The sequence below is a fragment of the Coprococcus hominis (ex Arizal et al. 2022) genome, assembly GCF_040094675.1.
In the GTDB taxonomy this organism is placed as follows: Bacteria; Bacillota; Clostridia; order Lachnospirales; family Lachnospiraceae; genus Coprococcus_C; species Coprococcus_C hominis.
The window spans coordinates 36,955-50,726 of the sequence record NZ_JBBNHG010000012.1; the positions used below are offsets into that span (position 1 = coordinate 36,955).

Consider the following 13,772-nt stretch of genomic DNA (forward strand, 5'->3'; position numbering starts at 1 on the left):
ATAAAATCTGATGTATATGCCAGAAATAAATGTACGACTTAAAATAGGAGAAATCAGATGAAAATTACAATCATTGCAGTGTCCGTATCTGCACTTTCACAGATCCAGATATTTCAAAAAGAATATGCAAAAAAATACCCGGAGGATGCAATTGATTTTGCAGTCTTTTATGTGGCAGGAATGGAAAACAAATATCTGATGCATCCGGAGATTCTGGAGAATGCAGTCCGCGAGGCGGATGTTGCAGTAATCGACCTGATGGGTGTTTCAGAGGCGCTGCGGGAGATTGTCAGACGTGGGCTGGAGAATTGCCGGGGACAACGGATTGTGATTGGTAACGAATTGCGAGAATATCTGCGCCTCGGAACATTTTCCATGGAAGCAATGGGTAAAATGATGAAGTCCTCCCAGAAGAAACCGCAGACAGGAGATGTGTCAGAGGAGGAAGCTAAGCAAGCGGATACGAAGGAAAACAAAAAACCGACAGCCAGTGCGTTAGAGAAGATGCGCCGGATACGAAGAATGGCGATGATCCTTGGCAATGTCCTTCCATTTGGCATGACAAAGGATATGAAGCAGGTGTTTTTACTGATGGACTATTGGCAGCAGGCAACCTACACGGATATTGAATCGTTTTTCTATCTGATTTTACGAAGATATTGTGGCAGGAGCTTTCTGCCGAAGGAAAAGCCTTGTACGATGCGGTACGGAATCTATCTGAAAGATCCATTTTCGCTTGTTTGCGAGGACGTACTGGATAAATATTGGAAGAAAAATCCGTATGACAAAGGCAGGGATACGATAGCATTTTTGTTTTACGGACATGCATATCCGAACGATTATCTGCCAATCGTGCGTATCATTTGTGAAAAATTAAGAGAAAAATATAACATACTTCCGATTGCATTCTCACAGAATGAGGATCGTGATCAGGAGAAATTAAAGAGTTATCTCTGCCAGAAGAAGTACCCGGTATCCGCGGTGATCAATACGATGCCATTCCGGCTTGGGGCAGGTCCGATGGGCGGAAACGCAGACGGTGCAGTGCAGATTCTGAAGGAACTGCAGGTGCCGTATATCAAGCCATTCTGCCTGACGAAAATCACAGAGCAAAGATGGCAGGAAGCATCCGCGGTCAATCCGGGCGAGTTCCTGATCAGTATGTTGCTGCCGGAATTAGATGGGGGAATCCTCACGTTTCCGGTTGGCGTGATGGGTGATGCGACGGTATCAGAATTGCAGCCGATCACAGAACGGATTGATACACTTGTGGCACGGCTGGAAGGATATCTGAGGTTACAGAAGCTGGCAAATCAGGATAAGAAGCTGGCGTTCGTGTTCTACAATTACCCGCCGGGCGAAAGCAATGTTGCATCCGCGGCATTTCTTGATACCTTTGCATCAGCGGCAGAAGCTTTGAAGCAGTTAAAACAGGCGGGATATCAGGTGGAAGCCCTGACGGCTGAACAGCTTCGGGAGGCGTTCGTTATGGATGGAAACTGCAATGCGCCACAGTGGAGCGACGAGGCCGAGGCTGCGATTACATACAGGCTGGATGGAGAGGACTATCCAGTGAAGGGGATTCGATGTGGAAATGTATTTCTTGGGTTACAGCCGTTGCGGCAGGACGGAGACAGTAAAGCGGATATCATCGAGAACTACCATGACCGGAATCAGGAACCACCGAAGGCATATCAGGCATTTTACCATTATATAGGGGAAGAATTTGGCGCGGATGCAGTGATTCATTTCGGTACACACGGGACTTTGGAATTCCTGCCGGGTAAGGACAATGGCATGATGGGACAATGCTGGCCGGACCGTTTGATCGGGACAGCTCCGCATTTTTATTATTACTATATCGGGAATCCTTCGGAAGCGATGATAGCCAAGCGGAGAACGCATGCTACGATTATCAGTTATCAGGCACCTGCTTTGAAAAAAAGCGGAATATATGGTGAATTGCAGGAATTAAAAGAGACGATTGCTGAGTATAGGGAGAGTATGCAGAGTGCACCGGAACGCTGCGATGATCTGATGAACCAGATTGACCATCTGGCAGAGACATGTGGATGTACAGGGGATCTTGAGCAGATTGAGGAATATTTGTATGAATATGAAAATAGTCTGATCACGGATGGCTTGCATGTGATGAATGCGGAGGAGGCACAGGGACTTTTACATGCCTTAGATGGGGAATATGTCCCTGTTGGAACTGCGGGAGACGTGGTGAAAAATCCGGATATCCTTCCATCCGGGCGGAATCTTGTGCAGTTTGATCCGCGGTTGGTTCCGACGAAGACGGCGTATGAGCGGGGCGCGAAGGCCGCACAGCTTGCCGTGGAACAATATAAAAAGCAGACAGGCAGCTATCCAGATACGACAGCCGTGATTCTCTGGGGATTGGAGACATCCAGAAGTCAGGGCGAGACAGTCGGGCAGATCTTATATTATCTGGGACTCCGTCTAAGGACGGACCGTGCGAGCTTTGATGACCGTCTGGAGATTATTCCGCGGGAGGAGCTTGGAAGACCGCGTATGGATGTGGTGATCCATATGTGCGGATTCTTCCGGGATATGTATCCGAATCTGGTAGATAACCTGAATGAAATGCTACAACAGATTCTTGCGTTGGATGAGACGGACGAGGAAAATTATTTTGCGGCAAATACAAGAAAATTGGCACAGATATTGATGAAAGAGCAGGGAATGGACGAGACACGGGCATGGGAGATGGCGTCCTGCCGGATCTTCGGCCCGAAGGAGGGAGAATATGCGACGCGTCTTACGGATGTTGTGAAAAAAGGAAGCTGGAAAGCAGCGGAGGAGCTTGGAACAGGCTTTACAGCGGATCTTTCGTATGCGTATTCGTACCGGCACAGAGGCGAGGCAGCAGCCAGCGTACTGAAACATCAATATGAAAATGTAGACTACATCTCGCAGATACGGAACAACGTGGAATATGAACTCACCGATCTCGATCATTATTATGAGTTTTATGGTGGACTTTCCAAGGCGGTGGAAAACCAGAAGGGCGAAAAGCCGGTGATGCTTGTCGCAGATACCGTCGGGGAAGATGTCAAGGTGCAGGATATCCATGAGGCGTTGAACCGGGGAATCCGGACACGTCTGTTGAATCCAGCATGGATCGAGGGTATGATGCGGCATACCTATCATGGCGTGCAGCAGATAGAGAAGCGGTTTGAAAATGTGATGGGATTTGCGGCATCGACGGATGCAGTGGACAGCCAGACATTTTCGGAGATGACGCGTTGTTATGTGGCGGATGAAGAACTGCGCAGGCAGATGACAAAGAGTAACAAATGGGCGTATATGAAGATGATGGAACGCCTTATGGAAGCAAATCATCGAGGGTATTATCAGGCAACCGAGGAAGAGTTAGAATCGATCCGGGAGGCTTATATCGAGGCAGAAGGAGAGGCAGAGGAGTAAGATGCAAAGGAAAAAGATAGACAATGTATATCCGTTCACGGCGATTGTCGGTCAGGAGAAGATGAAGGAAGCAATCGTGTTGAATCTCATCAATCCGGCACTCGGCGGTGTACTAATCCGGGGACAGAAGGGAACTGCCAAGACGACTGTCGTCCGTGCAATCCCGAACCTAATGCGGAAGCTGAAAATCGTGGAGATTCCTGCAAATGCAACCGAGGATCGTGTTGCAGGAACGATCAATATTGAGGCGGCATTGAAGGATGGAGAGAAGAAATTTGAGCCGGGACTTCTGAAGGAAGCAGACGGAAATATCCTGTATGTTGATGAGGTAAATCTGCTTGATGATCATATCGTGGATCTGCTCTTAGATGCAGCGGCAACGGGCAGAAATACAGTGGAGCGGGAAGGAATCTCCTGTACGCATGCGTCAAAGTTCATATTGATCGGATCGATGAATCCAGAGGAGGGAAATCTTCGACCTCAGCTGCTCGACCGTTTCGTAATGGTAGTGGATGTGACAGCAGAGGAGGATGTAGATAAGCGAATCCAGATTGTCAAAAACCGGCTTGCCTATGAACAGGATGCATCGGTATTTTGTAAGAGATTCGAGGAACGTCAGGCACATCTGCGCACGAAGATCGACAAAGCCAGAGCACTTTTGCCAGAGGTGACAATGAGCCGGGAACTTCTGCGCCTGTCCGCGGAAATCTGTATTGCCTATGGTACAGACGGACACCGCGCAGATATCGGAATCGTGAAAACAGCAAAGACAATCGCAGCGTATGAAGGAAGAAAACGGGTCAAAAAGGAAGATATCTCCAGTGCGGCACAGTATGTACTGCCGCACCGTATGCATAAAAATCCGTTGGATAACGGGCAGATGAATCCGGAGATGATGGAACAGATATTGTCCCGAAAAGGAGAAAAACGTGAACCGGAGACATCCGGGGAGGGAGACTAGACTCTGTGAAGCAGAAAAATGTGGATATGCAGGAGGAAATATTTCTCCCGGTTGAGCAAAGTGGAAGGGAACGCTCGATTATAGAAGTACTAGATGAGATGATGGCATCTCTGGAGCTTCCGTTTTCACAGAAACGTGCGGCACAATTAAAGATAAAAAAAGGAAAGCACAGTGGATCTGTGGTGCCATCCGAAGCAGAAAGGAAAATGTGCGGCCTTTCGGATGTTGATATCCCGGCGACGATCCGGACATGTGTGGAACGTGGAAGCCACATGGAGAAAGACGGACTTCAGGGACAGATCATGCCAGAAGATCTGCGTATGAAACGATATCGCAACAAGAAGCACAGTACCGTACTTTTTGTTGTGGATGCCAGCCGGTCGCAGGGTGCGAACAAACGCCTTGCATTTGCAAAAAGCGCAGTGATGGCAATGCTTGAAAAAGCCTATTGTGACCGCGACCGGGTGGGACTAATCTTATTTGGAGATAAGCATGCCACGGTGAAGCTGCCATTTACAAAGAGCGTGGATGTCGCGGCAGAGAACATGCGGGAGCTGAAAGCAAAGGGCAATACACCACTTGCGATGGGGCTGCGTTTGGCAGAACAGGTACAGTTGACGGATCGCCGCAAATATCCAGAGGATATCCATCTCACTGTGCTGATTACGGATGGCAAATCCAATTATGATGCAGAACATGGGAATCCGGTAAAGCTGGTGTATCAGGCAGCGGAGGATTTGAGGAAAAATGAGTTGCCGCTTCTGGTGATTGATACCGAAAACAGTATATTCGGAATGGGAATCGGAGCGAGAATCGCAGAGCTTGCAGATGGTGCATATGTGAAATGTGCAGAGTAACCGGACGGAGCCAGACGATAAGAAAGTTGAAAAAGAAATGAACAAGATCGAAGAATATTACAATAAATTCAATGAGGAAAAAAGACTAAATTCCAGACACGGGCAGATTGAGTATCGTATCACGATGAAGTATATTCATGATTATCTGAATGTGCGGATGCAGGAATTGAAGGTTACGAACCGGGAAGATATTAAGATTCTCGACATTGGTGCCGGAACCGGACGTTACAGCGTGGCACTCTGTGAGGAAGGCTATGATGTGACGGCTGTGGAGCTGGTGAAGCATAACTTAGGCATATTGAAGCAGAAAAACAGTAACGTGCATGCGATGCAGGGAAATGCGCTGCATCTGAAGAAATTGGAAGATAACACCTATGATCTGACGCTCCTTTTCGGACCGATGTATCATCTGATGACGAAGGAGGAGAAGATTCAGGCGCTCTCCGAAGCGAAACGCGTGACGAAACCGGGCGGGATTATATTGGTTGCCTATGTGATGAATGAGTATGCCGTGGTTGTATATGGTATTCAGGAAAATCACATTGAAGAAAGTGTGAAGAATGGAACACTGGATGCGTCATATCATACGGTACCTGCGGCGGATAGTCTGTATGCATTCGAACGGATTGAGGACATTGACGGCTACAACGAAGCGGTTGGATTGAAGCGGGAGAAGATACTGTCACCGGATGGACCAGCCAATTATATCCGTCCGTTTGTGAATCAGTTAAGTGAGGAGAGCTACGAGCTTTTCGTGGCGTATCAGTTGAAGGTGTGTGAACGACCGGATCTGATCGGGGCAGGGGCACATACGGTGGATATACTGAGGAAGTAGAGGAGAAGAAAGAATGGAACAAGGAAGCTTGCCGGAGCGCTATCTGTCGCGTTCGGTGATTAAACATATACGAAGATTGAATCCGAAGCTTTCGGTATCGGCAGCAGTCGGAAACGATTATGCGAATTTGCACGGAAGCGTAAGTGCAGATGGCATCGGCGATACGCCGTGGATTGCATGGGTGAAAGCGATGAATAATTTTGCGTGCTCCGGCGGACAGATCGAGGGTGCTCGTCTTACGATGCTTCTGCCGGGGAATGTAAAGGAATCGTGGATCAAGGGCTATATGGCGGATTTCAATTCTTATGCAGAAGCAAAGGGCATACAGATCTTAGGTGGTCACACACAGGTGTCTGAAGTGTTTGCGCGGGCGCAGTTTGTCGTGACGATGCTTGGAACAGCAGGCGATTACTGTGCAAATAAAAAGAAGATCAAGCCGGGCTACGATATCGTAATGGTCGGACAGGCAGGCTTGATGGGTGCGGATATAATACTGAAGGAAAAGCGGGAAGAACTGCATACGCGGTTCCCGGATTTCTATCTGGATATGGCAAGCGTCAAGGAAGATGCGTATAGCATTGTGGACGTGGCACGGAGGATTGCGGATTCCGGCATGGATATCTGCTATATGCACGATGGCTCATCCGGTGGTGTCTATGGTGCCCTGTGGCAGATGGGCGTCTGGATGGATAAGGGCTTTGAGGTACAGCATGTGGATATACCAATCCGGCAGGAGACAATCGAAATCTGCGAGTTCTTCAATATCAATCCGTATCTGCTTGATGCAACCGGCTGCCTGTTTGTAGTCGTGGAAGATGGAGAGAAGCTGGTGGAATATCTGGCAGAGCAGGAAACGGAAGCCGCCGTGATCGGTGTTGTGACAGAGAAAAAAGAGAAGCTGATCGTGGTAAATGAACTGGAGCACCGGTGCCTGTCTCCGGTGAATGGGGATGAAATACATAAGGTGCTGTAAATGAGAACAGGTGAACTTACAAATGAGCAACCAAAGAGGAAAACAATTAAATAAATATGTACCGGACTATGTGTTATATGATCTGGAGACAACCGGAATCTCTGCAAACTACGATGAGGTAATTGAAATCTCAGCCGTGAAGGTGCGCGGCGGTAAAATCATCGATGAATTCAGCACACTTGTTAATCCGGGACGAACAATTCCGTATGGTGCGAGTGCGGTCAATCACATCTATGACGAGATGGTGGCAGATGCACCGGAGTTTGAAGAAGTGTTACCATTGTTCCTTGCATTTATCGGAAACGATATTCTGGTTGGACATAATATTGCCTCGTTTGATATGAAATTTCTGTATCGGGACTTCGAGAAATATATGGGTGTGGTACTTCCAAATGATTTCGTGGATACATTGCGCCTTGCAAAAATCGTATTCCCGGATTGGAAGCATCGGAGACTGGGTGATCTTGCGAACTATTATGGCATCTCTACGGTGGGTGCGCACCGTGCACTGACAGACTGTAAGATGAACCAGAAGGTATTTGAATTACTTGGAAAAGAATTGTCTGGGGCAGGAACGATGGATGTACGGCAGAATGTCAAGATTTGTCCGAAATGTGGAATGATGATGGTAAAACGAAAAGGAAAATTCGGCGAGTTCTGGGGCTGTAAGGGATTTCCGGATTGTCGTTATACGGAGAATATCTAAGGCGCGGATAAGGGGAAACAGCAGGTTGCTTTTATCGTAAGCGGTTGTCTGCTAAGATAGCATCATGTTGGACAACCGAGAAGATTGATCTGTCAGTGCTGTGGCATGCCGCTCGAAGATGAGATTATCGGGCATGACCGGGATGGGGCAATGAATGAATCGTATTGCAAATGGTGCTATGCAGATGGCATGTATACATACAGTAATATGGATGATCTGATCGATGTTGCAGTCAAGCATATGGTGACGGATGAATTCCCGGAGAAACAGGCGCGGGAATATATGAAGGATTTGCTCCCGAAGTTAGACTATTGGAAGCGGTACGATGAACTGAGCGATGGCGGACAGTTCGATGAATTCAAACATCAGTTGATAAAAGAGATTAACGATCTTCACATCGAAGGATTATATAAGAAACGGTAATGATGAATAGAAGTGTTAGTGAAGAGCCGAGTGATCGGCTCTTTTTTGCATTTCATCTATAAAAGATAGAATTATGATACAATCCAATGTAAAATATAAAAATACATAAAATGTAGGAATATGTATGGATATGATGCGGGGTAAAAGGCAGATTTCCATGCATCCGATATCAGAGAAGCGAATGTAGAAACAGGGAGGGATTTACAGATGAAGAAGAAATTACTGACTGTAATGATGGCTGTGATGATGACATTTTCGTTATCCGGCTGTGGCAATGACGTCATCGTGGATGTCGTGACAAACGATGTAGAAAACGGAAGCAATCAGGCAGATACTTCTAACTCGGGAACGGCGCAGGGAGAACAGACAGCGTCGGCAGAGGTGGCAGAGACCAATCCGGCAGGACTTAAGACGATCCCGTTAGAGGATGTCAAGATCGGTGTGTTGTATATCGGCAGTGCATCCGATACATCGGGATATACGTATGCACACGAGCTTGGAATTCAGGGTATGGTTTCAAATCTCGGACTTAAGGAAGATCAGGTTGTACGCAAGGAATCGATAGACGATGGCGATGATGTAGCAATCAAAAAAGCGTTGGATGAATGTATGGATGAAGGCTGCAACATTGTATTTGCAACGAGCTGGGGTTACATGGAAGAGACCGCGGCATATGCGGAGAAGTATCCGGATGTTTATTTTGCACACGGAACCGGATACATGAGCAATGGAAGCAATTTTACAAACTATTTTGGAAGAATCTATCAGGCGAGATATCTGTCCGGTCTGGTAGCGGGCATGAAGACGAAAAGTAATTTGATCGGGTATGTATCTGCGATGGGCAGCGACAACAGTGAGTGTACCGGTGGTATTGATGCATTTGCGATGGGTGTTGAGGAAGTCAATCCGGATGCAAAGGTGCTGGTGGCAGTGACGAACTCCTGGTTTTCTCCGGATGACGAGCAGGCGGCTTCCGATGCATTGATTGGCAAGGACTGCGATGTGCTGGCACAGCATGTAGATACGACAGCTCCCCAGATTGCATCTGAGGAAAACGGAACATGGGCGATTGGATATAATTCCGATATGAGTAAAGAGACACCGGATGCAACGCTGACATCGGTTATCTGGAACTGGAGTGCGTATTACACCTCCTATGTAAATAGTATCGTCAATGCGACATATGACGGTTCGAATTATTATGGCGGTATGGACGAAAGTCTGGTCGGACTGACAGGATTATCTTCTCTGTGCGAGGATGGAACACAGGAGAAAGTAAATGAGATGCAGCAGAAGATTTTGTCCGGAGAATTCGGCGTGTTTGACGGAGAAATCCTTACCAACGATGGAACTGTGATCGGAGAAGAGGGAAAGACGCTGGATGATGCGACGATTACCGGTAAGATCAACTGGTATTATCACAATGTGGAAGTCGTAGACTGGAAATAGGGGGGATAGCCGTGAAAATATTTCGCAATTTGAAGCTGCAGTACAAGATGCTTATACTGGCTATCATTCCGGTACTCATCATGGGTATTGTAGCGATTCTCATTAGTAATACAGTCGTGAAAAATAAACTGCTGGACGATGCCAAGCAGAAGCTGAAAGCGACATCGAATGCCGTGCTTGCGGCGTATGATCAGAATGCCGGAGATTATTTTGTAAATGCGACCGGGGATGTGTGGAAGGGTGCTTACAACGTATCGCTGTCTACGCCTTTTATCGATGATATTGCTGCAAAAACCGGGATTGAGGTTACATTCTTTTACAACGACACGCGACTTGTGACATCATTAAAGGATGCGGACGGGAAGCGGATCCTTGGTTCTAAGGCAGGCGATTTCCTTGTGGAAAATGTCCTGCAGGATGGCAATGAGGTGTTTACCAATCGTGTGCTGGTAGATGGTACTTTCTATTTTGGATATTATGTGCCGGTGCACCAGAATAACAGTGATGAGATCATCGGTATGGTTTTCGCCGGAATGCCGGTCAAGGAGATATATGCGAGCCTGAATCTGATTACCATGATTTTTACAGTAGCAATCCTTGTTATACTGGTAATCGCGGTCATCGGATGTCTGCTTGTTTCCAGAGGAATTGCAAAGAGTATCCGGAACAGTATGGATGTGGTAAAACAGATTTCGGAAGGCAATCTCAATGTTGAGATCGAGCAGAGTATGTTGGATAGAAAAGATGAGGCGGGAGCTTTGTCATGTAATACGCAGACACTTATCGACAACTTATCTGCGATGATTGGCAAAATCAGCAACAATACCATGACCCTGAATGCATCCTCTGAGGAGATGAATGCGGCTGCCGGACAGGCAGGCAATGCGGTTGGAAATATCAACGATGATCTGCACAATATGCTGACCGGAGCTGTCGAGCAGACCGGCAACGCACAGAATATCAAGAACAGCATTCACAATATGAATATTCATCTGGAAAAGACGCTCGGGGAAGTGGATCACCTTTCCGATGAGACAAAAGCGATGCTTGACGCCAGAAATGACGTGGATAAATCGTTGAACCAGCTCGATGCTTCGAACCAGGATGTTATGACCGAGGTTGAGAACATCCAGAAGCAGACGCAGCAGAATAATGAATCTGTGGAAAAAATCATTGCCGCAGTTAGTTACATCTCCGATATTGCAGATCAGACAAACCTTTTATCTCTGAATGCATCGATTGAAGCAGCCAGGGCAGGTGAAACCGGTAAAGGCTTTGCTGTAGTCGCAGAAGAGATTGGCAAGCTGGCAAACCAGAGTAATGAAGCATCGACAGAAATATCCGAGCTGGTGAATCTGTTAAGCTATAATTCCAGCCAGACAATGGATATTATGGACAGCGTACAGGATGCTATGAATGATCAGACGAAGAAGCTGGTTGAAACTGCCAATATATTCAAGCAGTTACAGGAGCATGTATCTCATGTTGCAGATGGCGTGGATGTCATTCGTGATGCAACCGTACAGTTAGGCAAAGAAACCGATGAAATCGGAAAAGATATCAAGAACTTAAGTGATATCGCACAGAGAAACGAGGATACGGTTAAGGGAACGATTTCCTTTAGTGATGAGGTGCTTGGCACAGTAAACAGTGTGACCGAGATGTCAACGGAAGTCAGCTCATCTGCCAATGATATGGCAGGCGTGGTGTCGCATTTCCGTATGTAAGAAGTAAGAATATAAATAGAAAAAGAATGCAGAAGCGTTGGTTCATCATTATATGAACCAACGTTTTTTCGTAATAAGCCGATATGCGGAAATTTGACTTAGATTTTACATGGTTTCCACAGAAATATGATAGTAGAGTGGCAAATTTCAATTTTATAATAGAGCAGAAATTAGAGAAAACAATATATTCAAAGAGAGGAAAAGAATATGCCATCTACATATGCACATTACCGGATGGGACAGGAAGTAATCGAACAGGTTTCCAGTTCTGCCCGCGACATCATTATGAAACATTACGTGGAACGGAAGCCACGGGCGATTCGGAACAGCTTCAAACGACTGGGTGTCACTTTGAAAAATTGAGAAACGAGAAGAAAACACACAGATCGTAGCATTTCCTTTTGCAATCATATTCGGCAGGTTAGCCAATTGTTATAAAACAGAACGACTCATCACGATCTGCATTGGCGCATATCTTGGCGTTGCCATATTCGCAATTTTCCTGAGGGAGCAGTGGCAGTTCTGGATTCTGGCGATTCTGGTAGGCATGTTCCAGGGCGGAATTCAGGCATTGTCCCGGTCGTATTTCGCTAAGATCATCCCACCGGAAAAATCCGGCGAATATTTCGGCATGATGGACATATGCGGAAAGGGTGCATCCTTCCTTGGAACAACCGTAATCAGCCTGGTCTCGCAGGTGACCGGAAAGGTAAATATCGGCGTAGGTGCGATATCCGTGTTCTTTATCCTTGGAATGATCGTGTTCCGGATGGCGACCGCGGAGGAAAAGGGAGAAGGAAAGAAAGTGAGGATGCGATTCGGGGAAGATGGGGTGTCCTGAGGGGAGAAGAAAAGAATATTTTGTAGGGAAAGTTTAGAGAGTCGAGGGATCGGCTCTTTTTATTTATGACAATATATTGTAATATAAGAAAGGTAACTTTGGGTAATTAGATTTATAGGAATAGACGTTGTTTTTTGGTAGAAAAATTTAATATACTAATCACGAAGAAGAAACACTGGGTAGAAAAGACATGATTGATGAAAAAACATAGTGCCATTGGTGGTGGGTTTCATAACGGCACAAGTATTTATTATAGCAAGACATTTTTAAGAAAAGAGAATAATTTGTTATAATAATATTTTATGAGGAGAAGAATCGATATGCCAGTAGATTTTATATCAGGTGAAATATATAAAGTAGATTATGTAGCATGGAAAAAAGAATTATCACAGATGCCAATATTTCATTCCGGAGACATTCAAAAAATTTATTTGGATAAGTGGATAGAATTTTTAATGACAGAAGATGACTTTGCGTGTAAAAATTATAATGATCCTAAAAATAAAATGCTTATGTTAAAAGAAAGAATGGAAGCTCCAGAGAATTTTCAGATACCAATAAATTATGATACAAATTCAATGTATATTCACTTTAGAGTGTCGCGCATAATTCAGATATTGGAGAAGTCAGGTTTTTTTTTAGATAATGCTACTGACGTTAATATTAAAGAGTTTACTGATAAGAACACACGAATTAATTGGACGCAAACAACTGATATTGTGGAGATAAAAAAACAACCAATTATTATTGTACCATTGACGATAGATAAATTTTATCAATGGCTTGTTATAGATGGAAACCATAGGATTACTCACGCAATTGCAAAAAGAAAAATAAGTGTTAAAGCTTTTTTCTTAAATCCCGACTTTTTGCTTAAAGAAAATTTATTCAGCACTGGATTTGATAAGTTTTTATATGTTTTTCAAAATGAAATAATAGCATTGGCTTCTTATATACATAGGGATGACTATTCGGACAAAGAAGCTATGCAATTGGCATATTTTAACTCTGGAAAGTTACCGCTTTATGTTTGATAAAATCCGTAAGCTATCATTTATTCTGTGCAAAAAGCAGTAATACAATAAAATGTAAAAAATATATTTCTGAGAGTGTGAAAAAGAGAATGTGGTAATTGGAAATAATATCATCGGTAAATAATGTACTCCAAAAGTAGTCTTTGTATCTCTAACTGACTACTATACACAGGAGATATAAATCCTCTCGTTATTGATAAAGAAAGAAACGGATATTCTGTCGTGGCATAGTATAGTTTTATTGGAAAATCGGATAAAGGGGTATTAGTTTATCAAGATTTTTTCAATAAATGAAAAAATGACCGCCGAATTATGCTGGTTTTGGTTGTGATAAACGTAGCTGAATAAAATTGCATTTATGCCAGTTAGCGACTACGGTAATACTGCGAATGGAAAGATGAAAAACAGGAAATGTGGATAATCGTTAAAAAGTAGAACGTCAATTGTAATCTGAGATTCCATACCCGCCATCTCAGACTTCTTTAAAAGTTAATAGTAGTAAGTGTAAAGGAA

General features: G+C 45.0%; 11 protein-coding genes and 1 pseudogene. All 12 read left to right on the top strand.

Features of this window, described 5'->3' with window-relative positions; genetic code table 11:
• Nucleotides 1–57 precede the first annotated feature (57 nt).
• The 12 genes and pseudogenes from AAAT93_RS00480 (at nt 58) to AAAT93_RS00535 (ending at nt 13,259) form a co-directional block, all read left to right on the top strand.
• Nucleotides 58–3,453: a cobaltochelatase subunit CobN gene (locus AAAT93_RS00480; RefSeq protein ID WP_118544782.1), complete on the top strand. Its 3,396-nt coding sequence runs from the start codon at nt 58–60 to the stop codon at nt 3,451–3,453.
• 1 nt (nt 3,454) lies between these two features.
• Nucleotides 3,455–4,414 carry an ATP-binding protein gene (locus AAAT93_RS00485; protein ID WP_227573061.1) on the top strand — a complete coding sequence of 320 codons (960 nt, stop codon included), beginning with the start codon at nt 3,455–3,457 and terminating at the stop codon, nt 4,412–4,414.
• Nucleotides 4,415–4,419: 5 nt separating this feature from the next.
• Nucleotides 4,420–5,271, top strand: coding sequence for a VWA domain-containing protein (locus AAAT93_RS00490; RefSeq protein ID WP_227573062.1), 852 nt, complete (start codon nt 4,420–4,422; stop codon nt 5,269–5,271).
• A 37-nt stretch (nt 5,272–5,308) separates the two neighbouring features.
• A complete protein-coding gene (locus tag AAAT93_RS00495; protein WP_118373539.1) occupies nt 5,309–6,106 on the top strand; it encodes a class I SAM-dependent methyltransferase in 798 nt (265 codons plus the stop codon).
• Between the two features lie 13 nt (nt 6,107–6,119).
• Nucleotides 6,120–7,079, top strand: coding sequence for an AIR synthase-related protein (locus tag AAAT93_RS00500; protein ID WP_227573063.1), 960 nt, complete (start codon nt 6,120–6,122; stop codon nt 7,077–7,079).
• Between the two features lie 22 nt (nt 7,080–7,101).
• Nucleotides 7,102–7,785 carry a 3'-5' exonuclease gene (locus tag AAAT93_RS00505; RefSeq protein ID WP_227573064.1) on the top strand — a complete coding sequence of 228 codons (684 nt, stop codon included), beginning with the start codon at nt 7,102–7,104 and terminating at the stop codon, nt 7,783–7,785.
• An 84-nt stretch (nt 7,786–7,869) separates the two neighbouring features.
• Nucleotides 7,870–8,208, top strand: a complete 339-nt coding sequence (locus tag AAAT93_RS00510) for a zinc ribbon domain-containing protein (RefSeq protein ID WP_255669637.1) — start codon at nt 7,870–7,872, stop codon at nt 8,206–8,208.
• Between the two features lie 207 nt (nt 8,209–8,415).
• A complete protein-coding gene (locus AAAT93_RS00515; RefSeq protein WP_118670541.1) occupies nt 8,416–9,657 on the top strand; it encodes a BMP family ABC transporter substrate-binding protein in 1,242 nt (413 codons plus the stop codon).
• A gap of 11 nt (nt 9,658–9,668) precedes the next feature.
• Nucleotides 9,669–11,384 carry a methyl-accepting chemotaxis protein gene (locus tag AAAT93_RS00520; RefSeq protein WP_227573065.1) on the top strand — a complete coding sequence of 572 codons (1,716 nt, stop codon included), beginning with the start codon at nt 9,669–9,671 and terminating at the stop codon, nt 11,382–11,384.
• 207 nt (nt 11,385–11,591) lie between these two features.
• A complete protein-coding gene (locus AAAT93_RS00525; RefSeq protein WP_227573066.1) occupies nt 11,592–11,747 on the top strand; it encodes a hypothetical protein in 156 nt (51 codons plus the stop codon).
• A 16-nt stretch (nt 11,748–11,763) separates the two neighbouring features.
• Nucleotides 11,764–12,225, top strand: a pseudogene (locus AAAT93_RS00530) (MFS transporter); the annotation flags it as partial.
• A gap of 320 nt (nt 12,226–12,545) precedes the next feature.
• A complete protein-coding gene (locus tag AAAT93_RS00535) occupies nt 12,546–13,259 on the top strand; it encodes a hypothetical protein (protein WP_227573067.1) in 714 nt (237 codons plus the stop codon).
• Nucleotides 13,260–13,772: the final 513 nt, after the last annotated feature.